The organism is Sphingobium sp. VMM (genome assembly GCF_056790315.1).
Window position 1 is genome coordinate 161,519 of record NZ_JBXGSI010000003.1, and the last position, 24,443, is coordinate 185,961.

Below are 24,443 nucleotides of genomic sequence, written 5' to 3' on the forward strand. Positions count from 1 at the left end.
GACTTACTTCCGTCCCTCCCGCGGCTCTGCGGGCCAGCAATTGGTGCAGCGCCGCCAGCAACTGACACCCGGCATCGCGGTAGCCGGCTTGAGCCCCGGTTCGGGATGCAGCCCTGCCAATATCTCCGGTGAGACGCCCTCTGGCGCGGCGCGGCTGTGACACATCAGGCATCGGGCGCGATAGGCTGCGCGGGTCAGGCCGGAATGATCCTCCTGCGCGCGCGGCGCCACCGGCATGGCGAGCAACATGCCCGCCACCCCGATGAAAATGGCCATGCCCCGCGCGCATATCGTGCGGGGCATGGCCATATTGTTCGGCGACCTGTTTAGAATTTTTGGCCGAACCTTATGCCGAAGAATTGCGGCTTGATCGTGAAGGTGCGCGAGCTGTTGGCGCAGAAGTCGATCGAGCAGAAGGTGTTGCGCGTCAGCTGCCCACGCTTGTCGAAGGCGTTCTGCAGGAACAGGGTGACGCTCCAACCATCCTTCTTGATCCCGCCCGAAAAATCGAAGCTGACAAAGCCCTTGGTATTGCCCAGCAGCTCGTTGCTCTCGACGTTCAGATCCTGCGTCGCGCCGGTCTGGTAGAGCGCCGCGCCCTGGATATAGGCGGCATAGTCGCCCAGGTCGGTGTCATAGCGGATCGATGTCGTGCCCTTGAAGCGCGGCTGGCGCGGCAGGCGGGTGCCGTTGGCGGCCGCGACCTGCGGCGTCGGCGGGCTCGATCCTTCGACGAACTCGCCCAGCGTACAGCTGCTCAGCTGCGCAATGGACTCGGTCTCGGTATTGAGTGCGAAGTTGCAGAAATCGCCCTTCAGCTTGGCATCGTTGAACGCGCCGGAGGTGGAGATCGTCACCTTGCCCAGCCGCAGGTCGGCATCATATTCGATGCCCTTGACCTCGGCCTTGCCGGCATTGCCGGTCATGCCCGCGCCCTGTGCGCCCGACACGACCACGCCATATTGGATATTGTTCCACTTCTCATAATAGACGGCGGCGTTGAAGCGGAAGATATTGTTCCAGGTCGTCTTCACGCCGACCTCGAAATTGGTCAGCGTTTCCGACTTGAACGGCGCGACATTGACGATCTTGCCCAGGCTGCGGATGCGCAGCGGCCGGTTGAACCCGCCAGGGCGGAAGCCGGTCGAATAGTTGAAATAGACCATCTTGTCGGGCTGGAACTGCCAGTCGAGCGCGACCTTGTGGGTCTCGCCATCTTCTTTGTAGCGGCCGGTGCCGTCCGCCGCATTGGGGTTGGTGTTGACGCAGGTCAGCCGCTCGTCATCGGGCAGCGGCGTGGTGCAGCCCACGCCTGCGGCCGATCCGGCCACGCCGGCAAAGCCCCGAACCTTATAGTCGGTCCAGAAATAGCGCATGCCGCCGGTCAGCTTCAGCGTCGGCGTGATGTTGTAATGACCCTCGGCGAAGATCGCCTTGTCATGATAGAGCTGGTCCTGCTCGACATAGTAGAAGGCGTCGCCCTTCACCGCCTGGGTGCCCAGGATCATCGTGCCCAGCGGATTGCCATTGGCGTTGATGACGTCGCTGGTATCGAAATAGGGATTGCCATCCTCGTCATAGGCGATGCCATACATGGCTGGCACACCGATCAGCCCGCCCGCGACATCGCCGCCGCCGGTCGCGGTATAGCCGGTGATGGTGTCAAGCCCGCGGATCGCATAGCTGGTGTTCAGCTCATTCTTCTGCCGCTGGTAGAAGCCACCGACGGTCACGTCGAACGGCCAATCCTTGGGCGTCGAAATCCGCAATTCCTGGGTGAATTTGTTGCGGTGCGTGTCGGCATGATAATATTGGGTCGGGTTGATCATCTGGCACTGCTGACTGGCGCCAGAGCCGGTGCAATTGTCGAAAAATTGCAGATAGCTTTCATAGCCCGGCCCGAAGCCGTCATAGGTGACCGTGTAATAGGTATAGTCGTTCAGCGTGCGGGTGCGGCGCTTGAAATAGCCGGTGGCCGAGACGATGTCCCAGTCGCCGATATGGCCGTGGATCGACAGCGCCGCCTGATACCAGCGATCGTCATTCTTGGTCTGGTCATAGTCATGGACTTCCAGGTCGCCGACCCGCGGATCATAGCCGAAATAGCCGCGTGCCACCTGCTTCTGGGCCGTGATCTCGGGCGTGATGTCCCAGCCCTCGGTCGGCTGCCACAGCAGCTGGAAGCGGCCGCCAAATTCGCGGATGGTGTTGTAATCATCCTTGGCGATGTCGCTATTGTCGAGCGTGTAGGATGTGTTGGGGTTGTTGTCGCCCAGAGTCAGGGTCGACGAACTGCCATCGTTGAACGTGCCGTTGTTGGGCGTGTTATCGATATAGCCGCCGTCGCGGCGATAATAGCCCATGGCGCGCATCGCCAGCGTCGGCGCCAGCGGCACGTTGATGTAGGATTCCAGCTGGCCGCCGAAATCGCCCTTGCCATATTTATTGGCTTCCACGTCATAGCCGAACTCGAACTTGTCGAGCTTGGGCTTGTTGGTGATGAGGCGGATGGTGCCGGCCAGCGAGCCCGCGCCATAGAGCGTACCTTGCGGCCCGGACAGCGCCTCGACCCGCTCCAGGTCATAGGCATGGATATCGGGCACTTCGGTGCCGGTGATCGGCATGTCGTCGAGATAATAGCCGACCGAGGCATAGGCGCCGCCGGCGGGCACGATACCGCGGAAGAAGGCGGTGTTGCGGCCGGGGCCGATGCCCTCGAAAGAAACCGACGGCAGCAGGGCGGCGAAATCGCTCAGGCCCTTCACCTGTCGTTCCTGCAATTTCTCCGCGCCCAGCGCCTGCATCGAAATCGGCACCTTCTGGATGCTCTGCGCGCTGCGCGTCGCGGTGACGACGATCTCGCCCAGCCCCTGTTCGGCCTCGGCGGCGGCCGCATCGGCGGCGGCGGCATCTGCCGCCGGGGCCTGCGCCAGTGCCGGCACGGACAGGATCATCGGTGTGAGGAACGTGCTCGTGCCAAGCGCGCAGAACGTGCGCACTCTTCGCGAGCGGAGACGAATGGCCATACGAATACCCCCTGATACGCGTTGCGACTCGTCCTCTCCTGCGAAATTCGCCCGGTGCTCCGGGTCTCCTTCCCTGACGCGTTCGCATGGCCTCGCGCACAGGCGGCCGACAGGGCGAAGGATGCCCCGCCCGAAAGAGAGACTCTTTCAGGATCGCCGCCAGACGCTGGCCACGCTGTTTATCTGTTCCATAATCCCCGGACAGTTCGCTTTTGCAGCAATCAGAACAACTGTCCTAAATTCGATACTGCCGATCGGACACGCCCTGTCAAGCGGCTGTTCGGCGACTTTTTGAAACTTTTACGACAAGCTGACTCGACGCCCGCCTGCAGCCGACATAAGATTTTGAGCAGTCGCACAAATATGAGGGGCTATGGGGAACGCGTCCGCCGTACCGGCAACCGACAGCATCCAGACGGCGCTGGCAGACGCCGCCGCCCTGCTCGACGCCCGCCCCGATGCGGCATTGGCGCAGGCCGAGGTGATCCTGCGCCGGGCCGGGCGCCTGCCCCCCGCCGAACTGCTGATCGGCCAGGCATTGCGTCGCCTCGGCAAGCCCAAGGCCGCACTGGCCCGACTCAATCCCCTCGCCCGCCAGCATCCCAGCGTCCCCGCGATATTGTGGGAACTGGCCCAAGCCGCGCAGGAAGCCGGTGACCAGCGCCAGGCGATCGGCGTGCTCGAAAGCCTGACCCGCCAGCAACCCGGCGTCCCCGGCGGCTGGTTCCTGCTGGCCGGGCTGCTACGCACGGTTGGGCGCGATGGCGATGCCTGGCGCGCCGACCTGTCGGGTGTCCATGCCGCCTCGCGCGATCGCGACCTGCTGGCAGCGGCAATGGCGATGAACGAGGGGCGACTGGACGACGCGGCCACGCTGCTGTCGGCGCGCGCAGACCGCCTGGCCGACGATCCCGCCGGCACCCGCCTCATGGGTGAGGTGCAATGGCGGCGCGGCGACATGAATGCCGCCCTCGCTCATGTCGAGCGCGCCGTCGTGCTGGCACCCGGCTTCGACCTCGCCCGCGATTTCCTCATCCGCCTGCTATTGCAGAACAACCGCCTGAGCGAAGCGCTGGCCCATGCCGAAACCCTTGCCCGCTCGCCGATCCATAATCCGGGCTATGACCTGATCCGCGCATCGGTGCTGGTGCGACTGGGCGATCAGGACGCGGCGCGCGCCATCTATGAGCGGCTGCTGGCCGATCGTCCCGACCAGCCGCAGGTCTGGCAGAATCTGGGCCATGCGCTCAAGACGCTGGGGCGACAGGCCGACGCAGTCCATGCCTATCGCCAGGCGGTGCATCATCGCCCGACCATGGGCGAGGCCTGGTGGAGCCTCGCCAACCTCAAGACCGTGAAGCTCGACGCCGCCGACATCGCCACGATGGAGCGCGCGCTCGAAACCCTGGCCCGCGATGGCCAGACGGAGGGCGAGGATGTCTTCCACCTCCATTTCTCGCTCGGCAAGGCGCAGGAGGATCGCAAGGCGGACGAAGCCGCCTTCCGCCATTATGACGCCGGCAACCGGCTGCGCCGCGCCATGATCCGCCATGATGCCGGCGAATTTTCCACTGAAGTGGCGGCTACCGCCGCGACTTTCAGCGCGCCCTTCATCGCCGCCATGGGCGATGGCGGCTGCCCCGCGCCCGACCCGATCTTCATCGTCGGCCTGCCGCGCGCCGGATCGACATTGGTCGAACAGATCCTCGCCAGCCACAGCCAGGTCGAAGGCACGATGGAACTGCCCGAGATGATGATGATCGCCAGCCGCCTGCAATCGCGGGTGGACGATGGCGAATTTACCGATTTCGCGGCCATGGCGGCGTCGCTGACCCCGGCCGACCGCCGGCGTCTGGGCGAGGAATATGTCGAGCAGACCCGCGTCCACCGCCAGAGCGGCAAGCCGCGCTTCATCGACAAGATGCCCAACAACTGGCAGCATGTCGGCCTCATCAAGCTGATCCTCCCCAATGCCAGCATCATCGATGCGCGCCGCCATCCGATGGGCTGCTGCTTTTCCGGCTGGAAACAGCATTTCGCGCGCGGCCAGGCCTTCACCTATGACCTTACCGACATCGGCCTTTATTATCGGGACTATGTCGCGCTGATGGCCGCCTATGACGCGGCCGCGCCGGGCCGGGTCCATCGCGTGATCTATGAACAGATGGTCGCCGACACGCCCGGCGAGGTCGACCGGCTGCTCGCCTATCTCGGCCTCGATTTCGAGGCGGCCTGCCTGTCCTTCTGGCAGACCGACCGGGCGGTGCGCACCGCCAGTTCCGAACAGGTGCGCCAGCCCATCTACACCGGCGGCGTCGATCATTGGCGGCGCTTCGAACCCTGGCTGGCCCCGCTGGCCGACGCGCTGGGACCGATCGCGCACAGCTATCCCGACCTGCCGCCGCGCTGATCATGCGCACATTTACTCCCCTCTCTTCCAAGGGAGGGGCCGGGGGTGGGTGCGCCGCGAAGCCGCGGCCTACGCGCTAGTGGGCAGACGTGCGCTAAACCGCGCCATCCTCCCCCCGCCATGGAAAGCGCACGCGGATATGCGTGCCCGCGCCACCCTCGACAATCTCCACCTGCGCGCCCATGCGCGACGCGGCGGACTGGACGATGGCAAGGCCCAGCCCCGTCCCCTCCGGCGCGCTGGCGCCGCCCACGCGAAAGAAGCGCTCGAACACCTTGTCGCGATGCTCCACCGCAATGCCGGGGCCGTCGTCGCTGACCGTCATCAGGGTCGCGTCCTCGCCCTGCGCCAGCGCGATCGTCACCGTGCCGCCGGGCCGGTTATAGCGGATGCCATTATCGACCAGATTGGCCAATATCTCGAACACCAGCGTGCGATGCGCCTCGACGCGATAGCTTTCAGCGTCCGACGCCTCCAGATTGAGTTCGACCTGCGCCTGGATCGCCTGGTTGATCAGTCGGTTGACCACCACCGCGCTGACCTCTTTCAGGTCTACCGTCTCCAGCGGCGGCGATGCCCCGGCTTCCTCGGCCCGCGCCAGCGCCAGCAACTGCGTCACCAGCCGCTCCAGCCGCTGCGCCGCATCGGCAATTTCGTCGAACGCCTCGCGCGATCCCCGGCGCGCCAGCTCGATCTGCACCTTCAGGACCGAAATCGGCGTGCGCATCTGGTGCGATGCATCGGCGGTGAAGCGACGCACGCCCCCCGTGGCCTGGTCCAGCTGGCGCAGCAGCCGGTTGAACGCCCGCGCCAATGGCCGCAATTCGCTCGGCAGCGGCCCCGCTTCGAGCGCCGAGAAATCCGGCCGCGCGCCGCCATCGCGCACCTCGACCGCGCGCCGCAGCCGCAGCAACGGCCGCAGGCTCCAGCCCAGCGCCGGCCGCAGCAGCAGGATCGCCACCCCCACCAGCGTCAGTTCGCCGATCAGCAGCGCGATCATCAGCCGGTGCATCAGCGCCCGCCGGTTATCCAGCGTCTCGGCCACCTGCACGATCACCGGCTCGGCGATCCGCGGCAAGCTGCGCTTCACCTCGCCGATGCGGATGTCCTGCCCGCGATACCGGGCAAAGCGGAACCGCGGCTGGTCGACCGGCATGGTCCGCGGGTCGGGCGCGGGCAGATCGGCATAGCCGGTCAGCAGCGTGCCACCCACCGCGATCCGGTAATAGACATTGTCCCGCTCGCTATTTTCCAGCATGCCGAACGCGGCGGGCGGCAGGTCCAGCGTCACCTCGCCCCGTTCCACCTGCACGGTTTCGGCGATCGCGCCCAGCGCGCCGCCCAGCACCCGGTCGTTGGTCCGGCGGACCACGTCGGAAATCAGCGTCGCGCCGCCCACGCCGATGATCGCCGCCGCGCCCAGCATCGGTCCCAGCATCGCCGCCAGCAGGCGGGTGCGCAGGGCAATGGCCCGCCCCTCGCCCGATGGCCGTCCCTCATTGGGCATCGAGCATATAGCCCACGCCGCGCACCGTGCGGATGCCCGGCCCGTCGGGCGCCAGCTTGCCGCGCAGCCGGGTCACATGCACCTCGATCGCATTGCTGCCGACCGGCTCGTCAAAGCCGAACACCTCGCCGATCAGCAATTCGCGCGGCACCACCTGCCCGGCCCTGGTCGCCAGCGACTCGAGCACCGCCAGTTCGCGCCGGCGCAGGTCCAGCGCCCGTCCGGCGACATCGGCGGCGCCGGTCGATCGATTGATGGTCAGCGGCCCGACCGTGATTTCCGGGGTCGGATCGCCGCCCCGCCGCCGCCCCAGCGCCCGCACCCGCGCCTCCAGTTCCTGCGGCTCGAAGGGCTTGCGCAGATAATCGTCGGCGCCCAGGTCCAGCCCCCGCACCCGGTCGTCCAGCGCATCGCGCGCGGTCAGCATCAGCACCGGCACTTTCTCGCCGCGCCGGCGCAATTCCGCCAATACGGTGAAGCCATCGATATCGGGCAGGCCCACGTCCAGTATCACCAGTGCATAGGGTTCCCCGCCCACCACCGCCAGCGCATCCTCGCCGGTCGCGACATGGTCCACCGCATGGCCGCCCGCCCGCAGCAGGGCTGCAATGCTGCGCGCCAGTGCGGCGTCATCCTCGATCATCAAAATCCGAATAGGGCACCCGATGCTGAAAGGTTGATGACAGCTTGGCTTCGTAACTGCCTCTCCCAATCCGACAGAAGAACGGAACATGTGAGGAGCAGGGTCGATGCGAAGGGTTATTCAGATAGTGGCGGCGCTGGCAAGCCTGTCCGTCACCAGCGCGACAGCGGTAGCGCAAAGGCCAACCGGCTATCCGCGTTCCTATGACGATCTGATCGGCGATGCCCGTGCCGAACGGCAGGTCATCGTCTATGCCAATGCCGACACGTCGGAAATGGCACCGGTCATCCTGGCGTTCCAGCGCCGCTATCCCGGCGTCACCGTCAGCTATTCCGACCTCGGGTCGAACGAGATGTTCCGCCGCTTCTCGACCGAGGCGCGCAGCGGCCGGATGTCGGCCGACCTGGTCTGGTCGTCGGCGATGGACCAGCAGGTCAAGCTCATCAACGACGGTTTTGCCCAGGCCTATGCCAGCCCCGAAAAGCCCGCCCTGCCCGCCAATGCGGTGTGGAAGAATATGGGCTTTGGCGTCACCGCAGAGCCGATCGCCTATGTCTACAACAAGAAGGCGATTCCCAATCCGCCGCGCAGCCATGCCGCGCTGGAGGCGATGCTGCGCAAGGATCGCAAGGCGCTGACCGGCAAGGTCGCGACCTTCGATCCTGCCCGGTCGAACACCGGCTATCTCTATCTGACGCAGGATTATGCCATCACCCGCGACACCGGTTCGCTGGTCGAGGCGATGGCCGCGACCCGGCCTCAACTGCACATCACCACCGAACCGATGCTGCGCGGCGTGGCCGAAGGCAAATTCTCGATCGCCTATAATGTGATCGGCTCCTACGCGCAGGAACGCGCCCGCCGCGACCCGCGCATCGGCGTCGTCTTTCCCGAAGATTATACCATCGTGATGTCGCGCATCGCCTTCATCGCGCGCGAGGCGCGGCACCCCGCCGCGGCCAAGCTGTTCCTCGACTTCCTCCTCTCGCGCGAAGGGCAATCGCTGCTCGCGCAACATAGCCTCTGGCCGGTGCGGACCGATATCAAGGGCCGCCGCCTGCCCGCTGCCCAGGCCCGCTCGATCCGCGTCGGCCCGCAGCTTCTCGTCAATCTCGACCGCCTCACGCGCCAGCGCTTCCTGCGCGAATGGCAGGCGGCCCTTATTTCCGGAGCCCGATAAGCATGTCCCATCTGATGTTGCGCGGCGGCTGCGCCGCGCTGGCACTGATCGTCGCCACGCCCGCCCTCGCCCAGGCGCCCCGCGCCGATGACCTGGCCGCACTGGTGAAGGCCCAGGCGGCCGAGATCGCCGCGCTCAAGGCCCGGCTCGACAAGATCGAGGGGCAACAGGCCGCCGCCCAGGCCGCGACGCCCCCCGCCGCTGCGCAGCCCGCGCCGCAAATGGCGCAGCAGGACACGGCCCAGCCGCTGGTCATCGCCCCCTTCGCGCCGCAGATCGTGCCCCCCGGCCCGGCCGATATCGACGTGGCCCAGGCCCGCGCGGTCGCCGCCAATCCGTCCGGCGTCACCACCGAATGGGGCGCGGGCCTGCCCGTCTTCCGCTCGGCCGACGGCGTCTTCACCTACAAGCCGCGCGGCCGCATCCTGGTCGACGTCAGCTCGACCATGGGGTCGAAATATGGCGGCCGCAACACCACGACGACCGGCATGCGCGCGCTACGCCTGGGTCTGGAAGGCGGCGTCGGCCCGCATTTCTTCTACCAGTTCGAAAGCGATTTTTCGGAGAATGAGGTCGACATCGTCACCGCCTTCCTGGGCTATCGCAACAAGATCAGCAGCAAGGTCGATTATGACGTGCGCGCGGGGCACCTGTTCAACGACCGCGCCTTCGAAGGCAGCACCGGTTCGGACTCCACCCCCTTCCTGGAACGGGGCGTGGTGTCGACCGCCATCATCCCGCAGCGCGGCTTCTACGGCATCGGCATCATGGGCCGCATGTTCGGCCCCAACTGGCATGCCTCGCTCAGCGTGACCGGCGACCGCGTCGATGGCGAACAGGCGACCAATGACAGCCGTACCTTCAGCGGCCGTGCACACTGGAACCCGATCAGGACCGATCGCTCGCTGCTCCATGTCGGCGGCTGGTTCTTCGACGAAGCCCTGTCGTCCGCCGCGACCACGCTGACCCGCAGCACCGTCATCGGCGGCCGCTTCAACGGCGCGGTCCGCGTCACCACCGGCGAACTGCTCGGCGGCCGCTCGACCACCGGCTATGGCGCGGAACTGGGCGGCTATGTCGGCGGCCTGTGGGTGATGGGTGAGGCCGGCCGCCGCATCGCGCGCCTCGACGGTGGACGCCCCAGCTTCGAAAGCAAGGCCTGGAGCCTGTCGAGCGGCCTGTTCCTGACCGGCGAACTGCCGCCCTACAACCCGCGCCTCGGCAGCTTCGGCCAGCCCAATGTGCTCGACCCCGTGCTCGACGGCGGCCTCGGCGCGATCGAGCTGACCGCCCGCTACGAAAATCTCGATTATACCGACCTGGTGCTGGGCGGCGACGGCTGGGCCGCGACGCTGGGCGTCAACTGGTATCTCAACAGCTTCACCCGGATCCAGCTCAACGGCATCCAGTGGCACACCAACAACCGCGCCGGCACCTACACGGGCGGCGATGACGGCCAGACCGTCAGCGCCCGTGTCGGCGTGACCTTCTGATCCTCCTTCCTCCAGCCCCCTCAAGGACGCAGCGATGAATCTTGCCCTGCTCGGCTTCCTGATGGTCGCCACCTTCATGACGCTGATCATGACCAAGCGGATGACCCCGCTGGTCGCGCTGATCGTCATCCCCTCGCTGTTCGGCGTGATCGCCGGTCAGGCCGCCGGCCTTGGCGACATGATGATCGACGGCATCAAGAATCTGGCGCCGACCGGCGTCATGCTGCTGTTCGCCATCCTCTTCTTCTCGACCATGACCGACACCGGCCTGTTCGACCCGCTGGTCGCCCGGCTGGTGAAGATCGTGCATGGCGATCCGCTGCTGATCCTGCTGGGCACGGTGGTGCTCTGCTCGGTCGTCAGTCTCGACGGCGACGGGTCGACCACCTACATCATCACCATCGCTGCGCTGCTCCCCCTCTACAAAAGGTTCGACATGAACCGGCTCTACCTCGTCTGCCTGCTGATGGTGACGAGCGGGATCATGAACCTGACCCCGTGGGGCGGGCCGACCGCCCGCGCCGCGAGCGCGCTGAAGCTGGACCCGGCCACCCTGTTCCTGCCGCTCATCCCCGGCATGATCGCCGGCCTCGCCTTCCTGCTCGGCCTCGCCTTCTGGTTCGGCATCAAGGAACGCCGGCGCCTGGGCAAGGTGCAGGCGCGCCAGTCGGTCGCCCCGTCGGACCTGGGCGTCTCGCAATATCCCGAGGCGCGCCGGCCGCATCTGCGCTGGTTCAACGGCCTGCTGGTGGTGGCGCTGCTCGTCCTGCTGGTCTGGGGCGTGCTGCCGCTCTCGGTGCTGATGATGATCGCCTTCGCCATCGCCATGATCGTCAACTATCCCGGCGTCGCCCAGCAGAAGGAACGGATCGCCGCCCATGCCGGCAATGTCCTGTCGGTCGTGTCGCTGATCTTCGCCGCCGGCATCTTCACCGGCATCCTCGGCGGCACCGGCATGGTGGAGGCGATGAGCAAGGAAGTCGTCGGCGTCATCCCGCCCGCGCTCGGCCCCTATATGGCGCCGATCACCGCCCTGCTCTCCATGCCCTTCACCTTCTTCATCTCCAACGATGCCTTCTATTTCGGCATGCTGCCGATCCTCGCCGAAGCCGGCGCCCATTATGGCGTCGAACCGATGGCGATCGCCCGCGCCTCGCTGATGGGCCAGCCGGTCCATCTGCTCAGCCCGCTGGTCCCCTCCACCTATCTGCTGGTCAGCCTGGCGGGCGTGGACCTGGCCGATCATCAGCGCTTCACCCTGTTGCCCGCCGCCGCGGTCGGCATCGTCATGACCCTGGTCGGCATGATCGCCCTGGCCTTCCCCTTTGTCGCCTAGGGGTGTGGACACACTCCTCCGCTTCCTGGCGGCGCTTGCCGTCGGGGCGGCCGGCGGCGCGCTTTTCTGGTCGATCCATGCGCCACTGCCCTGGGTGCTCGGATCGATGGCGGCCTGCGCGGTCGCCAGCGTCGCCGGTTTGCCGATTCAGGCTTCCGCCGCCACCCGCCGCCCGATGGCGGCGGTGATCGGCGTGGTGCTGGGCAGCAGCTTTGGCCCGCATCTTCTGCCACAGGCGCGCGACTGGATCATCCCGCTCGCCGCCCTGCCCTTCTTTCTAGCCACCGCCGCGCTGCTGTGCGTCACCTATTTCCGCAAGGTCGCGAAGTTCGATCCGGCCACCGCCTATTTCGCCGGCATGCCCGGCGGCATTGCCGAGATGGTGGTGATGGGGGCGGAGCGCGGCGCCGACGAGCGCGCCATCGGCCTGATCCATGGCGCGCGCATCTTCCTCGTCGTCTTCATCCTGCCCTTCCTGATCCGGCTCGACCATGCGCCGGTCGCGGCCAGCGCCATCACCCCGGTGACCGGCGACGTCGCCAGCTGGTCGCTGCTCTTCTGGGGGCTGGGCTGCGCGCTTCTGGGCCTGCTGATCGGCCGGCTGCTGCGCCTGCCCGCCTGGCATCTGGTCGGGCCGCTGGCGGTCAGCGCCGCCGTGCATATGAGCGGCCTCGCCGATTTCCGCATTCCTGGCTGGGCGCTGGCCGCGGCACAGGTCGGCCTTGGCGCCACCATGGGCTGCCGCTTCGTCGGCCTGACGTTGAAGGAATTGCTGCGCATCCTGGCGCTGGCGGCGGGGTCGACGGCGATCCTGCTGGCCGTCACCTTTGCCTGGGCGGCGGGGATCGGCACGCTTGCCGGGGTCGATCCGGTGCTGCTGACACTCGCTTATTCGCCGGGCGGTCTCGCCGAAATGAGCATGGTCGCGCTCAGCCTGGCGCTGGAGCCGGGCGTCGTCGTCATCCACCATCTGACCCGCGTCATCCTGGTGCTGATCGGCGCGCCGCTCGGCTTTGCCTCCATGGGGCGGAAGAACGGGGCCGACTGACCGGCCCCGCGCTCTCTTATGCGCCTCTGGCGCATCCGCACCGGCCCGCGCCCCCACCCGACCGCCCAGACATGGTATCCTGATGGGTGGTCGGGTGGGGGCGCGGGCCGGTGCCGCATCGAAAATGCGCTCTCCCGCGCATTTTCCAGACAGGATCTCAGAACAGGGTGATGAGGCCCGTGGCCGGGTCGATCGCGCCTTCATAGATCATCTTGCCGGCGACATAGAGGATCACGACCAGGCCGAAATAGGCGATCGCGCGATAGCGTTCGATCACGCGGGCCAGCAGGTTCGCCGCCACGCCCATCAGCGCCACCGACAGGACAAGGCCGATCACCAGGATGCCGGGATGCTCGCGCGCCGCGCCGGCCACCGCCAGCACATTGTCCAGGCTCATGCTGACGTCGGCAATGGCCACCGCCCAGGCCGCCTGGGCAAAGCCCTTGGGCGCGGCCTTGCCGGCAATATCCTCGGCATCTTCCGGTTCGCCATGCGCGCGCAGCTCGCGCCACATCTTCCAGCCGACCCAGACCAGCAGCAGGCCGCCGGCAAAGACCAGGCCGACAAGCTGCATCAGTTGCGTCACCAGCAGGGCAAAGGCGATGCGCAGCACCAGCGCGGCGATCACGCCGATCGCGATCACCTTGCGCCGCGACGCAGGCGGCAGGCCGGCCGCCAGCGCGCCGACGACGATCGCATTGTCCGCCGCCAGCATGATGTCGATCAGCACGACCTGGCCAAAGGCGGCCAGCGCGGATGGAGAGCCGAGATTGGAAAAATCGGCGACTATGTGAGTCCAGATGTCGTTCATAAATCCTCTCGCCGTCCCGCAAGGCAACGACGTGAAGAACATCACCGCCGCAGCGAACAGCCTATTGGGTGTGAATTGGGCCGCCGCCGATTAGCGAAGCAGCCTGTCATCAACCTTTCAGCCGCGCTGTGCGGACATGGTGCGATGCCGCTGACGCGGCTTGTTGAAGAAACGGATCGCCAGCCACCCCAGCAGCAGCGGCACCAGGCACAGGCCCAGCGCCATCATGGCGAAATGCTCCGCCTCGAAATCGAAATGGGTCAGACGGCCGCCGGCCAGATAGCCGGGCAGCAGCAGCGCCGGCACCCACAGCAGGGCGGACAGGATATTGGCGATCTGGAACGGGCCATGCGGCATCTTCACCACGCCCGCGACCACCGGCACGGTCGAACGGACCGGCCCCAGGAAGCGGCCGAGCAGCACCGAGATGAAGCCATAGCGGCGAAAGAAGAGCCGCGCCCGCGCGAAGGCCAGCCGATGCCCGCGCAGCCAGCGATGGCGATAGATGGCCGGCCCGACCGAGCGCCCCAGCGTATAGGATACCCAGTCGCCCAGGATCGCGCCGAACACGGCGCAGGCGAACACCGGCGCCGGATCGACCAGCCCCGCCCCGATCAGCCCGCCGACCGCGATCATGGTGGCGATCGCCGGCACGAACAGCCCGATCACCACCAGCGATTCGAAAAAGGCCAGCACGCCGATGATCGGCCCGCTCCACCAGCCATAGCGGGTAATCATGTCCAGGATGAGATCAGACAGGTCAGACATGCTCGATCAACGCACCAACAGGGAAGGAGTCGCAACCTAGGGCGATCCGATGAGCCTTTGGTTAACCGATGGACGAGCTGTTTCCTGTCTGCGGCCGGACGGATGCTGTCAATGATAGTTTCTCAACCGATCCCGCCATGGCTTTGCATTTCCTGACAAACGGCTAGAAACCAGTCGCTTGCCACGAAAGGGCCATGACATATGGAATATCGCACGCTCGGTCGCACCGACCTCTGGGTCAGCCTGATCTGCCTTGGCACCATGACCTGGGGATCGCAGAACAGCGAAGCCGAAGCGCACGCCCAGCTCGATTATGCGATCGGCCAGGGCGTCAATTTCATCGACACCGCCGAAATGTATCCGGTCACCCCGGTCAGCCGCGAGACCCAGGGCCTGACCGAAGCCTATATCGGCAGCTGGATCGCCGGGCGAAAGAAGCGCGACGACATCATCCTGGCGACCAAGGTGGCCGGCCCCGCCCGCGATCCCTCGCGCGGCATCCGCACCGCGGACCGGCTGGATCGCCGGAACATCGAACAGGCAATCGACGACAGCCTGCGCCGGTTGCAAACCGACTATATCGATCTCTACCAGGTCCACTGGCCCGACCGGCCCGTCCCCTCCTTCGGCGTGCGCGGCCTGTCCGCCCTGGCCGACCGGCCCGACACCGTGCCGATCGAGGAAACGCTCGATGCCCTTGCCGATCTGATGAAGGCGGGCAAGATCCGCCATGTCGGCGTGTCGAACGAAACGCCCTGGGGCGTCAGCGAATATCTGCGTCTGGCGCGGGACCAGGGCCTGCCCCGCATCGCGTCGATCCAGAACGCCTATAATCTGCTCAACCGCGTGTTCGAAATCGGCCTGTCCGAATTTGCCCTGCGTGAAGATGTCGGCCTGCTCGCCTATTCGCCGCTCGCCGGCGGCAATCTGACCGGCAAATATCTGGGCGGGGTGATCGCGCCCGGCACCCGCCGCGACGTCGCGCGCCAGTTCGTCCGCTACGACCTGCCCGGCCAGGCCCCGGCCTCCGCCCGCTATGTCGCGATCGCCCATGCCCATGGCCTTGATCCCGCACAGCTCGCGCTCGCCTATGTCAACAGCCGCCCGTTCGTCACTGCGACGATCATCGGCGCGACCTCACTGGACCAGCTCAGGGCCGACATCGACAGCGTCAACCTGACGCTCAGCGCCGACGCCATCGCCGCGATCGAGGCGGTCCATCGCGATCTGCCCGACCCCTGCCCCTGACCGGGGCCGGCCACCGCGCTACAGCGTCAGCCGGAACAGCGCGCCGCCCGACGGCGCGCTGTCGATCTCGATCGTGCCGTCATGCGCCAGCAGCACCTGCCGGCCAAGGCTCAGGCCGATCCCGCTGCCGGTCTTCTTGGTGGTGAAGAAGGGCAGGAAGATGTCGTGGCGCAGCGCCTCGGGCACGCCGGGGCCATTGTCCGCCACCTCGATCCGGGTGCGCCCGGCGCTGATCGCGGCAATGCTCAGCGACACTTCCGGCCGGTCGCGATGGCATTCGGCCGCATCGGCCGCATTGCGCAACAGGTTGATGACCACCTGCGCCAACAGGTCGGGATCGGCATCGATGCGATGGTCCGCCGGGCTGACCCGCACCTCCAGATGCACGCTCGCGCGATCGGCATCGGCCGCAAACAGCTTGGCCAGTTCATCGGCAAAGGGCCGCGCCGCGAACAACCGGCGATCGACCAGCGGCGGGCGCGTGATGGTGCGATAGGTTTCGACGAAATGCATCACCCCGTCGGCGCGTCGGGCCAGCGTATCGACGGCAGCACGGGCATCGGCGATCAGCGGGTCGCCGCCATCGTCCGCCTGCGCCATCAGGTCCGACGCGGTGCGGGCGAGCGATGTCACCGGCGTCATCGAATTCATGATCTCATGCGTCAGCACACGGATGAGGTCGCTCTGCGCCGCCACCTCGACCGCGTTCAGGGCCTGTTGGATCACCTGGACCGCAATCACCCGCGTCGCCCCGCCCAGCCGGGTCAGGCTGGCGCAGCGGATCAGCACGCGCTGCGGCCCGATATCGGTCTCGATCAACATGGTCTGGCTGCGCCCCGGCTCCAGCGCGGTCAGCGTCGCGGCGAAATGGCCGCCATAGGGGGCATAATCATCCGGCCGCACCCCGGCATGGCGGTTGAATAGCTTGCGCGCCGCCTTGTTCACCGGTTCGATCCGGCCATCGGGCGCGATCGTCAGCAGCGCGGCGGGCGCATCATCGGCCAGCGCCTCGTAAAAGCGCGACGCCTCCTGCAAGCGTACCCGATCGTCGCGCAGCTTGCGGATGCCGCGATCCAGCGCCGCGCCCAACTGGTCAAAGCCGCTGTCCGATCCCGGCCGGGCAAAGCGCGCCTGCAGGTCGCCAAACTCGATCGCCTCGACAAAGCGGGCCAGCTCGAAATTGGCGCGGCGCACATGATGCCATAGCGCCATCGCACTGACTGCCGCGCCGATCGCGCACAGGATGCGCACGGCGCCAAGGTCCGGCGTCATCAGCGCCCAGGCGAGCGCCGCCAGGCAGGCCATGGCCATGACGAGCCGCAGCGCCAGGCCGATCGAGAAGCGTCGATCAAAGCCCATGTTTTTCCATGCGGCGATAGAGGGAGGCGCGGGTCAGTCCCAGCTCGGCGGCGGCGCTGGAGATATTATAGCCATGCTTCATCAGCGCGGTCTCGACCAGCCGGCGCTCGACCCGTTCCAGATTCATGTCGTCGGGTGGTGGCGGCGCCTCCACCACGGCGGCCCGGTCGATCCGGACCGGCTCGGGACTGCCATGGCTGCGCAGCGGGATATCCTCGACGCCAAAGGGCGCGTCCCCGGCCAGGATCACCGCCCGTTCGATCGCATGGCGCAGCGCGCGGACATTGCCCGGCCAGTCATAGGCGACCAGCGCCGCCATCAGCTCGGGCGCGATCGGATGCACCGGCCGGGCATATTTGCGGGCATAGAGCGCATGATAATGGGCGACCAGCGCGGGAATATCCTCGCGCCGCTCGCGCAGCGGCGGCAGCACTATCTCGACCGTATTGAGCCGGAACAGCAGATCCTGACGAAACCGCCCCTCGTCCGCGATCTGCCCGGCGCTCAGGTTGGTGGCGGCGATCACCCTGATGTCCACCGGCACCGGCTTGTTGGCGCCCACCGGCGTCACCTTGCGCTGCTCCAGTGCGGTCAGCAGCTTGGGCTGCAGGTGCAGCGGCAAATTGCCGATCTCGTCCAGGAACAGGGTGCCGCCATCGGCCGCCTGCAACCGCCCGATCCGGTCGGCCCGCGCATCGGTGAAGGCGCCCTTCACATGCCCGAACAACTCTGAATCGATCACGCTCTCGGCCACCGCGCCCAGGTCGACCGGCAGCATGATCCGCTCGGCCCGGCGCGATCGGCGATGCAGTTCGCGCGCAACCAGTTCCTTGCCCGTGCCATTCTCGCCCAGGATCAGCACATTGGCGTCGGTCGGCGCGGCACGGTCGATCAGTTGCTGCACCCGCGCCATCGCCGGCGATGTGCCGAGCAGCGGCGTCTCCCCGGCCGGCGCCGCCGCGATCATCGCCACCTTGTCCTTCTGCGCCACCGCCTTGCGCGACGCGCGCAGCGCCGCGGCCGTGCGCACCGTCGCCAGCAGCCGCTCGTTCGACCAGGGCTTGGTCACGAAATCGGTGGCCCCGCGCTTCATCGCCTCGATCGCGACCTGCACCCCGGCATGGGCGGTAATCATCACGATCACCGCCTGCGGATCGCGCGCCAGGAAACGGCCGAGCCATTCGAACCCTTCCGCCGCATTGGTCGCCCCGCGCGAGAAATTGGCGTCGAGCAGGAATGCTTCGGGGGTCAGGCCGGCGGTCGCGGCAAAGGCGGATTCGGGGTCGCGAAAGGTCAGCACCTCGCCAAAGATCGCGCGCAGCAACAGGCGCGCGGCCAGCAATATGTCGTCATCATCATCGATGACGACGCACAGCTCGAATGGCTTCTCCTGTGTCATCCGCCCCTCTGTCATCCGTTCGCTCCCGTACAGCGCCTGTCCGGAACCGTGCAATCAATATCCGTGCCAGACCCGTCGCGGCCCGGATTCTGTCCCGCACATGCCCGCAAAAAGGCAACTGGCACGCCGCTTGCGAAGCATCGGGCAAAGGGCATGTGCCCCAAGTCCAGATGGAGACTGACAATGTATCGCCGGCCCGGCTCCTCGCTGTCAAAACCGCTTTCGATCCTGCTCGGCATCGCCGCCACCCTGCTGGTGATGGCCGCGCCGCAGGCCGCTTCCCGGCCATTCGGCTGCGAAGCGCCGCGCCAGATGGCGGCCGAGGCCGGGCATCTCCGCTGTCCCGCCCGCGCCGGCACCGGCTGCAAGCCCTTCCTCGCCTGATGTTCGGTATCGGACAAGCAATGTTCGGAATCGGACAGTGGAGTCGCCGCGCATGAGCGTCGTCAGCATGCCCAGCGAAACGCCGCGGGCCGCCGCGCCCACCAGCGGCGGCGCGATGGACCGGGTGGTGGCGCGCAAGACCCTGCCGCTGCGCGCCAAGGTCGCATTGGGCGCCGCCGGCGCGATCGCGCTGCTCGGCACCGCCTGGTATTATATGCCCAGCAGCAACAGCCAGACCCTGCCGGCCGACCGCATCGTCATCTCCACCGTCAGCCAGGGCCGGTTCGACGATTTCCTGCCGCTGCGCGCCCGCGTCACCCCGCTCATCACCGTCTATCTCGACGCGATCGAGGGCGGCCGGGTCGAAGAGGTGCTGGTCGAGGATGGCGCCACCGTCCAGAAGGGCCAGTTGCTCGCCCGCCTGTCCAACGCCGAGCTGCAACTGTCGGTCCTCGCCCGCCAGACCGAAGTGACGCAGCAGCTCAATTCGATGCGCAGCCAGGAACTGGCGCTGTCACAGAACCGGCTCACCAACAACCGCGCCATGCTGGAGGCCGATCTCGACCTCAAGAAGGCGCAGCGCCAATATGAGCGGGAAGCGCCGCTGGCCGCGCGCGGTTTCGTCGCCGGCCGGACCTTTGCCGACACGCGCGACGACCTTGCCTATCAGCGTGATCGCCGGGCCGTCCTTGCCCGCACCCAGCAGACTGACGAGCGGCTCCAGACCAGCCAGCTCGCCCAGTTGCGCGCCTCGGCCGAAACGCTTCAGTCCAGCCTTGGCGTCGCGCGCGCCAGCCTGGAGGCGCTCAATCTGCGCGCGCCGGTCGCCGGCACCGTCTCCGCCTTCTCGATCCAGGTCGGCCAGTCGATGGCGCGCGGCGAACGGCTGGGCCAGATCGACAGCCCCGGCCGCAACAAGCTGGTCGCCGGGATCGACGAATTCTACCTGCCCCGCGTCCAGCTTGGCCAGACCGCGACGGTCGACTGGAACGGCAAGAGCTATCGGATGAAGGTCGCGAAAATCTATCCGACCGTGCGCAACGGCCAGTTCGAGATCGACCTGCAGTTCCTCGACGGCGAACCGCCCCAGATCCAGCGCGGCCAGACGCTCCAGGCCAAGCTGACCCTGGGCGATCCGGTGCGCGCGCGCCTCATCCCCAATGGCAGCTTCTACAATGACACCGGCGGTGCCTGGGTGTTCGTGGTGACGCCCGACGGCGGCGAGGCGGTGAAGCGCGCCGTGCGCCTCGGCCGGCGCAACGCCGACTATATCGAGATCCTCGACGGGCTGGAGCCCGGCGAGCAGGTGCTCACATCCCCCTATACCGGGTTTGCCGACAAGGATCGGCTGGTCCTCGAAAAGAAGTGAAAGGCAAAGACATGACCCAAGCGTTGCTCAGCCTGCGTGAACTCAGCCGCGTCTATCGCACCGACATGGTCGAAACCACCGCGCTCGACGCGATCGACCTCGACATCTTCCAGGGCGAATTTGTCGCGATCATGGGCCCGTCGGGCTGCGGCAAGTCGACCCTGCTGAACATGATCGGCATGCTCGACAGCCCGTCGAGCGGCTCCTACCGCTTTGGCGACACCGAGATTGCGGGCCTGCCCGAGCCCAGGCTGGCGGGCATCCGCAAGACCCATCTGGGCTTCATCTTCCAGAGCTTCAACCTGATCGACGAACTGAGCGTGGCCGAGAATATCGAACTCGCCCTGCTCTATCACGCCATGCCCGCGGCCGAGCGCAAGGCGAAGGTCGAGGCGGTAATGGACCGCGTCGGCATCGCCCATCGTGCCCGCCACCGGCCCAGCCAGCTGTCGGGCGGCCAGCAGCAGCGCGTCGCCGTCGCCCGCGCGCTGGTATCCGAACCCCGCCTGATCCTGGCCGACGAACCGACCGGCAACCTCGACACCAGCCATGGCGAGGAGGTGATGAAGATGCTCCAGACGCTCAACGCCGAAGGATCGACCATCGTCATGGTCACCCATTCGCCCGCCCATGCCGACTATGCCAGCCGCGTTGTCCACATGCTGGACGGCCGCATCCTGCAGGAACGGCGCCGCGCCGCCTGACAGCCCAAGACGGAGAGACTTCCCATGTGGCGCAATTATCTGACGGTCGGCCTGCGGTCACTGCTCAAGAGCCGCACCTATGCGGCGATCAACATATTGGGGCTGGCGACCGGCATGGCGGCCTGCCTCATCATCCTGCTGTTCGTCCGCAATGAACTGACCTTCGACGCCTGGATGCCGCAGGCGGACCGAACCTTCCAGTTCCAGACCTATTATACCGATCCGCATGGCGGCCGCGAAAACAATCTCCAGATGGCGCCCTATGTCGCGCAGGCGGCGCTGCGGAAGGATTTCCCGCAGATCGCGGCGGCCGTCCATTTGCTTTCGGCAGGGCCAGTCGTGCTGCGCAACGGCGTCGCGACCGAAGTGGACGATATGAAATTCGTCGACGGCCCGGTGTTCGACGTGCTCGACCTGCCGCTGGTGAAGGGCGATCCGCGCACCGCGCTGGCCAAGCCCGGCGACATGGTGCTGAGCGACAGCGAGGCGAAGCGCCGCTTCGGCGGCGAAGACCCGATGGGCCAGACGCTGACGCTCATCTCGCGCGGCATCTCGACCGACTATCGCGTCAATGGCGTGCTCAAGGATTTGCCCAAGGCCTCGCACCTCAAGCTCACCATGCTCGCCCGCTATGATCCGCCCAGCTACTGGGCGCAGACGCCCGATTTCCTCAGCCAATATGGCTGGCAGTCGGGCTGGATCTATGTCCGGCTGAAGCCCGGCGCCGACGTCAAGGCGATCAATGCCCAGCTGCCGCAATGGGAAAAGCGCAACATCCCCGACCAGTTTTTCGGCGGCCGCCGCTTCAACCAGGGCGACGACATGAACTTCGCCCTCGTCAATGTCCGCGACGTCCATCTCGGCCGCGCCCAGAACGGCTCGATGACGCCGGGCAATGATCGCGGCTCGATCATCACCTTTGCCATCGTCGCCCTGCTCATCCTGGGCATGGCCTGCGTCAATTTCGTCAACCTCGCCACCGCCCGCGCCAGCCAGCGCGCGCGGGAGGTCGCCCTGCGCAAGGTGCTGGGCGCCAATCGCCGCCAGCTTGTGCTGCAATTCATCGGCGAATCCATCCTGGTCTCGGCGGTGGCGATGCTGGTCGCGCTGGCGCTGACCGAATTGCTGCTGCCGCTGGTCAGCCGCTTCCTCGACGCGGACCTCAGTCTCCATTATTTCGGCAGCGGCGGCCTCATCCTGCCGATCATCGGCCTGGTGCTGCTGGTCGGCGTGGCCGGCGGCGCCTATCCCGCCTTCTACCTGTCCCGCTTCCAGCCCGCCCGCGTGCTCAAGGCGAACAAGTCGGCGGCCGATGCGGAAGGATCGGGCCGGCTGCGCAGCGCGCTGGTGGTCGCCCAGTTCGCCGTGTCGATCGGCCTCATCATCTGCACGGCGGTGGTCTATGCCCAGACCCTCTACGCCCGCAATTCCGATCCCGGCTACAAGCGCGAGGGGCTGATCCAGATTTCGGGCATCAGCCGCCGCCAGCTCGACCCGGTGCTCGACACGATGGTGCGGGAAATCGAGAAGGTCGACGGCGTCACCTCGGTCGGCCGCACCAATATCGGCATCAGCACCACCAACAACACCAATAGCGGGATCCTCGTGCCCGGCCGTGAAGAGCCGATCAGCATGGGCATCTATCAGGTCGACACGAAATTCTTCGACACGATGGGCATCAAGCTGCTCGCCGGGCGGAGCTTCGACATCAACCGGCCGATCGACGACATCACCCGTCCCTTCCCGGAGGTTCCGGAGGCCGAACGGGCCTTTGCCGCGCGCGGCGCCAATACGGTGGTCAACGAACTGGCGGTCAAGCGCTTGGGCTTTGCCTCACCGCAGGACGCGATCGGCAAGCAGGTCCGCGGCGGCCTGGTGCGCGACGAATTTGGCGGCAGCGTGCCCATCACCATCATCGGCGTCGTCCAGGATTCGCGCTTCCGCTCGATCCGCGACCCGATGGACCCGATCTTCTTCCTCTTCGATCGCGACAATCATAACGAAATGCTGATCCGCTATCATGGCAATCCGGCGACGGTGCTGGCGCGGATCGAAAGCGTGTGGAAGCGCCTCGCTCCCGAAGTGCCCTTCACCGCCCGCTTCAGCGACGACATCGTGCGCGAAGTCTATCATGCCGAGGAAGCACGGGCCCAGGCCTTCGCCGCCTTCGCCCTGCTGGCGGTGATCGTCGGCTGCCTTGGCCTGTTCGGCCTGTCCGCCTTCACCGCGCAGCGCCGGACCAAGGAAATCGGCATCCGCAAGGTGCTGGGTGCCAGCACGGGCAAGATCGTGCAACTGCTGGTCTGGCAGTTCACCCGCCCGGTGCTGATCGCCAACCTCATCGCCTGGCCGGTCGCCTGGTGGGTGATGCGCGACTGGCTCAACGGCTTCGACTCCCGCATCGCGCTGACGCCCCTGCCCTTCCTGCTGGCAGGCGGGCTGGCATTGCTGATCGCGATCCTGACCATCGGCGCGCACAGCTTCCGCGTCGCGCGCACCAACCCGATCCACGCGCTGCGCTACGAATGACAGGAAACAGGCCGGCCATCCTGGTGGATGACCGGCCTGCCTGTTTGCGGAACTGGCCCGCGCTTATTTCACCTGGGCGAGCGCCGCATTCATCCGCTTGGCGGCGAAGGGCGGCAGCTTGACCGCCTTGGCCGCCGTCACATCGGCCGCCGTCGGCTTGCCCACCTGCACCAGCGCCACCATGCCCATCGAATAATGGGGCATGCACTTGATGCCATAGAGGCCCGGCTTGCTGACGGTCAGCACCGCTTCCTTGTTCATCGCGCCTTTCATCGGGGTCGCGCCGGCCGGCAACATGGTGGAGATGGTCTCGGCATTATGGCTGGGATCGGTCGGCTGGAAATGGATCACGTCGCCCGGCGCCGCCTTCACGAAGGACGGCTCGAACACCATCGCGCCATCGGCGCCCTTGTTCTTCATATGGACGGTGATGTCCTTGGCCGCGGCCGGCATCGCACTGGCCATGGCCAGGCCGCCGATGATCGCCAGCGCCGAACGATGAAGCATTTACTCTCTCCCGAAAATCAATGGTTTGAACTACCCCGTTAGCGTGCAACATGCCCAAAAACGGGGGCCAGACAATTGACCTTTGGTCCTATCGGCGCGCGGGTTGGACGGGCTTCAGGTCGCGGCCCAGATCGCGCCAGCCGTCGGTCCCCTCGGCCAGCCACCAGATGTTGCGATAGCCCATCGCCCGCAGCCGTCGCGCCGCATTCCAGCCCATCCAGCAATCCGCGCGGCAGAAGGTGACGATCATCCGGTCGCGCCTCCCGCCGGTCAGCCGCGCAACCCCGCGCGCGAACCAGTCGGCGATATCCGGCATCGGCGCGCCCCGCCCGCTTTCGGGAAACCAGTGGGCGCCGGGGATGCTCTCATGCGGCTGGGCCAGTTGCCAGCGTCCGTCCGCCGCGCGATGGCCGCCCTCGGCCGGCAGCACATCGATCAGGATCATGTCGATATCAGGCCGCAGCCCCGCGATCGCGGCCGGCGCGATCCTGCCCACCCCCTCGGGCGGGCGATGCACCGGGCTGCGATAATGGGCAATGCGATACCCCTCTGCGTCGAACAGGCCAGCCTCCTGCGCCCGCGCCTGCGTCACGCCCGACACCAGCAGCAGCACCGCCATCAGCCCGATCCTCGCCCGCATCCCCATCCCTCCCAGGCTCCACGACCCAAGGTGCAATGGTAGCCGGTTTTTCCCGGCGCTAGGCATGGACTTTGGGAGAAGA

Annotated in this window: 20 protein-coding genes; 10 read left to right on the forward strand and 10 right to left on the reverse strand. The window is 66.7% G+C overall.

What is annotated here, in order from left to right:
- Positions 1–3: 3 nt before the first annotated feature.
- The gene (locus tag ACUCV3_RS05445) at positions 4–276 is read right to left on the reverse strand and encodes a hypothetical protein (protein WP_279730346.1); all 273 of its coding nucleotides are present in this window, start codon (positions 274–276) and stop codon (positions 4–6) included.
- Between the two features lie 50 nt (positions 277–326).
- The gene (locus tag ACUCV3_RS05450) at positions 327–2,954 is read right to left on the reverse strand and encodes a TonB-dependent receptor (protein ID WP_279730354.1); all 2,628 of its coding nucleotides are present in this window, start codon (positions 2,952–2,954) and stop codon (positions 327–329) included.
- A gap of 445 nt (positions 2,955–3,399) precedes the next feature.
- On the opposite strand from ACUCV3_RS05450, the gene ACUCV3_RS05455 reads away from it, so the two are divergent.
- Entirely contained in the window at positions 3,400–5,436 is a 2,037-nt protein-coding gene (locus tag ACUCV3_RS05455) for a tetratricopeptide repeat-containing sulfotransferase family protein (protein ID WP_279730347.1), read from the forward strand.
- Positions 5,437–5,530: 94 nt separating this feature from the next.
- Here the strand turns inward: ACUCV3_RS05455 and ACUCV3_RS05460 are convergent, their stop codons facing one another.
- Together ACUCV3_RS05460 and ACUCV3_RS05465 are read right to left on the reverse strand one after the other, a co-directional pair.
- Positions 5,531–6,943 carry a sensor histidine kinase gene (locus ACUCV3_RS05460; RefSeq protein WP_279730348.1) on the reverse strand — a complete coding sequence of 471 codons (1,413 nt, stop codon included), beginning with the start codon at positions 6,941–6,943 and terminating at the stop codon, positions 5,531–5,533.
- Positions 6,933–7,586 carry a response regulator gene (locus ACUCV3_RS05465; protein WP_004208051.1) on the reverse strand — a complete coding sequence of 218 codons (654 nt, stop codon included), beginning with the start codon at positions 7,584–7,586 and terminating at the stop codon, positions 6,933–6,935. Before ACUCV3_RS05465 ends, ACUCV3_RS05460 begins: the two co-directional genes overlap by 11 nt.
- Before the next feature lie 106 nt (positions 7,587–7,692).
- On the opposite strand from ACUCV3_RS05465, the gene ACUCV3_RS05470 reads away from it, so the two are divergent.
- From ACUCV3_RS05470 to ACUCV3_RS05485, 4 genes are read left to right on the forward strand one after another with little or no spacing between them, the layout of a single operon-like run.
- Positions 7,693–8,766: an ABC transporter substrate-binding protein gene (locus ACUCV3_RS05470; protein WP_279730350.1), complete on the forward strand. Its 1,074-nt coding sequence runs from the start codon at positions 7,693–7,695 to the stop codon at positions 8,764–8,766.
- 2 nt (positions 8,767–8,768) lie between these two features.
- A complete protein-coding gene (locus ACUCV3_RS05475; protein WP_279730352.1) occupies positions 8,769–10,259 on the forward strand; it encodes an OprO/OprP family phosphate-selective porin in 1,491 nt (496 codons plus the stop codon).
- 34 nt (positions 10,260–10,293) lie between these two features.
- Complete coding sequence (locus tag ACUCV3_RS05480) at positions 10,294–11,595, forward strand: CitMHS family transporter (protein ID WP_097384243.1); 1,302 nt, start codon at positions 10,294–10,296, stop codon at positions 11,593–11,595.
- 4 nt (positions 11,596–11,599) lie between these two features.
- Positions 11,600–12,643 carry an AbrB family transcriptional regulator gene (locus ACUCV3_RS05485; protein ID WP_017501375.1) on the forward strand — a complete coding sequence of 348 codons (1,044 nt, stop codon included), beginning with the start codon at positions 11,600–11,602 and terminating at the stop codon, positions 12,641–12,643.
- A 157-nt stretch (positions 12,644–12,800) separates the two neighbouring features.
- Here ACUCV3_RS05485 and ACUCV3_RS05490 read toward each other — a convergent pair whose 3' ends face one another.
- Entirely contained in the window at positions 12,801–13,454 is a 654-nt protein-coding gene (locus tag ACUCV3_RS05490) for a YjbE family putative metal transport protein (protein ID WP_169860141.1), read from the reverse strand.
- 117 nt (positions 13,455–13,571) lie between these two features.
- A complete protein-coding gene (locus tag ACUCV3_RS05495) occupies positions 13,572–14,222 on the reverse strand; it encodes a DedA family protein (RefSeq protein WP_004208058.1) in 651 nt (216 codons plus the stop codon).
- Positions 14,223–14,423: 201 nt separating this feature from the next.
- Here ACUCV3_RS05495 and ACUCV3_RS05500 point away from each other — a divergent pair, with 201 nt between their 5' ends.
- Positions 14,424–15,470 carry an NADP(H)-dependent aldo-keto reductase gene (locus ACUCV3_RS05500; RefSeq protein ID WP_482240413.1) on the forward strand — a complete coding sequence of 349 codons (1,047 nt, stop codon included), beginning with the start codon at positions 14,424–14,426 and terminating at the stop codon, positions 15,468–15,470.
- An 18-nt stretch (positions 15,471–15,488) separates the two neighbouring features.
- Here ACUCV3_RS05500 and ACUCV3_RS05505 read toward each other — a convergent pair whose 3' ends face one another.
- On the reverse strand, positions 15,489–16,829 hold the full coding sequence (locus tag ACUCV3_RS05505) for a sensor histidine kinase (RefSeq protein ID WP_004208060.1): 1,341 nt from the start codon (positions 16,827–16,829) through the stop codon (positions 15,489–15,491).
- Positions 16,819–18,228, reverse strand: a complete 1,410-nt coding sequence (locus ACUCV3_RS05510) for a sigma-54-dependent transcriptional regulator (protein WP_279730954.1) — start codon at positions 18,226–18,228, stop codon at positions 16,819–16,821. The genes ACUCV3_RS05505 and ACUCV3_RS05510 overlap by 11 nt, the downstream gene beginning before the upstream one ends.
- Positions 18,229–18,411: 183 nt before the next feature.
- Here ACUCV3_RS05510 and ACUCV3_RS05515 point away from each other — a divergent pair, with 183 nt between their 5' ends.
- The 4 genes from ACUCV3_RS05515 to ACUCV3_RS05530 are packed head-to-tail and all read left to right on the forward strand — an operon-like array spanning position 18,412 to position 23,214.
- Complete coding sequence (locus tag ACUCV3_RS05515; RefSeq protein WP_004208062.1) at positions 18,412–18,612, forward strand: hypothetical protein; 201 nt, start codon at positions 18,412–18,414, stop codon at positions 18,610–18,612.
- A 52-nt stretch (positions 18,613–18,664) separates the two neighbouring features.
- Positions 18,665–19,981, forward strand: a complete 1,317-nt coding sequence (locus tag ACUCV3_RS05520) for an efflux RND transporter periplasmic adaptor subunit (protein ID WP_279730951.1) — start codon at positions 18,665–18,667, stop codon at positions 19,979–19,981.
- Between the two features lie 11 nt (positions 19,982–19,992).
- Positions 19,993–20,685, forward strand: coding sequence for an ABC transporter ATP-binding protein (locus tag ACUCV3_RS05525; protein WP_004208064.1), 693 nt, complete (start codon positions 19,993–19,995; stop codon positions 20,683–20,685).
- Positions 20,686–20,709: 24 nt separating this feature from the next.
- Entirely contained in the window at positions 20,710–23,214 is a 2,505-nt protein-coding gene (locus ACUCV3_RS05530; protein WP_482240414.1) for an ABC transporter permease, read from the forward strand.
- Between the two features lie 63 nt (positions 23,215–23,277).
- Here the strand turns inward: ACUCV3_RS05530 and ACUCV3_RS05535 are convergent, their stop codons facing one another.
- Positions 23,278–23,721: a pseudoazurin gene (locus ACUCV3_RS05535; protein WP_017501382.1), complete on the reverse strand. Its 444-nt coding sequence runs from the start codon at positions 23,719–23,721 to the stop codon at positions 23,278–23,280.
- Positions 23,722–23,809: 88 nt separating this feature from the next.
- Positions 23,810–24,361, reverse strand: a complete 552-nt coding sequence (locus ACUCV3_RS05540; protein WP_482240415.1) for a rhodanese-like domain-containing protein — start codon at positions 24,359–24,361, stop codon at positions 23,810–23,812.
- Between the last annotated feature and the right edge of the window lie 82 nt (positions 24,362–24,443).

Coding starts and splice junctions, on each gene's coding strand:
- ACUCV3_RS05505 (WP_004208060.1), bottom strand. CDS start 16,829: ATGGGCTTTGATCGACGCTTCTCGATCGGCCTGGCGCTGCGGCTCGTC.
- ACUCV3_RS05540 (WP_482240415.1), bottom strand. CDS start 24,361: ATGCGGGCGAGGATCGGGCTGATGGCGGTGCTGCTGCTGGTGTCGGGC.
- ACUCV3_RS05495 (WP_004208058.1), bottom strand. CDS start 14,222: ATGTCTGACCTGTCTGATCTCATCCTGGACATGATTACCCGCTATGGC.
- ACUCV3_RS05530 (WP_482240414.1), top strand. CDS start 20,710: ATGTGGCGCAATTATCTGACGGTCGGCCTGCGGTCACTGCTCAAGAGC.
- ACUCV3_RS05455 (WP_279730347.1), top strand. CDS start 3,400: ATGGGGAACGCGTCCGCCGTACCGGCAACCGACAGCATCCAGACGGCG.
- ACUCV3_RS05510 (WP_279730954.1), bottom strand. CDS start 18,228: ATGACACAGGAGAAGCCATTCGAGCTGTGCGTCGTCATCGATGATGAT.
- ACUCV3_RS05520 (WP_279730951.1), top strand. CDS start 18,665: ATGAGCGTCGTCAGCATGCCCAGCGAAACGCCGCGGGCCGCCGCGCCC.
- ACUCV3_RS05465 (WP_004208051.1), bottom strand. CDS start 7,586: ATGATCGAGGATGACGCCGCACTGGCGCGCAGCATTGCAGCCCTGCTG.
- ACUCV3_RS05480 (WP_097384243.1), top strand. CDS start 10,294: ATGAATCTTGCCCTGCTCGGCTTCCTGATGGTCGCCACCTTCATGACG.
- ACUCV3_RS05525 (WP_004208064.1), top strand. CDS start 19,993: ATGACCCAAGCGTTGCTCAGCCTGCGTGAACTCAGCCGCGTCTATCGC.
- ACUCV3_RS05460 (WP_279730348.1), bottom strand. CDS start 6,943: ATGCCCAATGAGGGACGGCCATCGGGCGAGGGGCGGGCCATTGCCCTG.
- ACUCV3_RS05445 (WP_279730346.1), bottom strand. CDS start 276: ATGGCCATTTTCATCGGGGTGGCGGGCATGTTGCTCGCCATGCCGGTG.
- ACUCV3_RS05515 (WP_004208062.1), top strand. CDS start 18,412: ATGTATCGCCGGCCCGGCTCCTCGCTGTCAAAACCGCTTTCGATCCTG.
- ACUCV3_RS05500 (WP_482240413.1), top strand. CDS start 14,424: ATGGAATATCGCACGCTCGGTCGCACCGACCTCTGGGTCAGCCTGATC.
- ACUCV3_RS05475 (WP_279730352.1), top strand. CDS start 8,769: ATGTCCCATCTGATGTTGCGCGGCGGCTGCGCCGCGCTGGCACTGATC.
- ACUCV3_RS05535 (WP_017501382.1), bottom strand. CDS start 23,721: ATGCTTCATCGTTCGGCGCTGGCGATCATCGGCGGCCTGGCCATGGCC.
- ACUCV3_RS05470 (WP_279730350.1), top strand. CDS start 7,693: ATGCGAAGGGTTATTCAGATAGTGGCGGCGCTGGCAAGCCTGTCCGTC.
- ACUCV3_RS05490 (WP_169860141.1), bottom strand. CDS start 13,454: ATGAACGACATCTGGACTCACATAGTCGCCGATTTTTCCAATCTCGGC.
- ACUCV3_RS05450 (WP_279730354.1), bottom strand. CDS start 2,954: ATGATCCTGTCCGTGCCGGCACTGGCGCAGGCCCCGGCGGCAGATGCC.